General features: G+C 41.0%; 1 pseudogene. It reads right to left on the bottom strand.

Annotation, left to right across the window (positions count from 1 at the left end):
• Nucleotides 1-542 (bottom strand): annotated as a pseudogene (locus ABD256_RS44290) (F0F1 ATP synthase subunit alpha); the annotation flags it as partial.

A 542-nucleotide genomic window follows, 5' to 3' on the forward strand; every position in this document is an offset into this window, starting at 1 on the left:
TGATAGAACCACCACCAAGTGCATCAGAAACTTTAGCTGAACGTTCAAGTAAGCGGCTGTGAAGATAGAAAACATCACCTGGGTAAGCCTCACGTCCTGGTGGACGACGAAGAAGAAGTGAGAGTTCACGATAAGCTACCGCTTGTTTTGATAAATCATCATAAACAATCAAAACGTGTTTTCCATTATACATAAATTCTTCTGCCATTGCCACACCAGCATAAGGAGCGATGTAAAGTAATGGAGAAGGTTGTGAAGCTGAGGCTGTCACAACGATTGTATAATCAAGAGCTCCGTATTTACGAAGTGTTTCAACTTGTGTACGAACAGTTGATTCTTTTTGACCAATAGCAACATAGATACAAATCATATCTTGTCCTTTTTGGTTCAAAATTGCATCAATCGCAACAGATGTTTTACCTGTTTGACGGTCACCGATGATTAACTCACGTTGACCACGTCCAATTGGGACCAAAGCATCAATCGCTTTAAGACCAGTTTGGAGTGGTTCAGAAACTGATTTACGTTGCATAACGCCTGGT

The organism is Amycolatopsis minnesotensis (assembly GCF_039529815.1).
GTDB classification, from domain to species: domain Bacteria; phylum Actinomycetota; class Actinomycetes; order Mycobacteriales; family Pseudonocardiaceae; genus Amycolatopsis; species Amycolatopsis minnesotensis.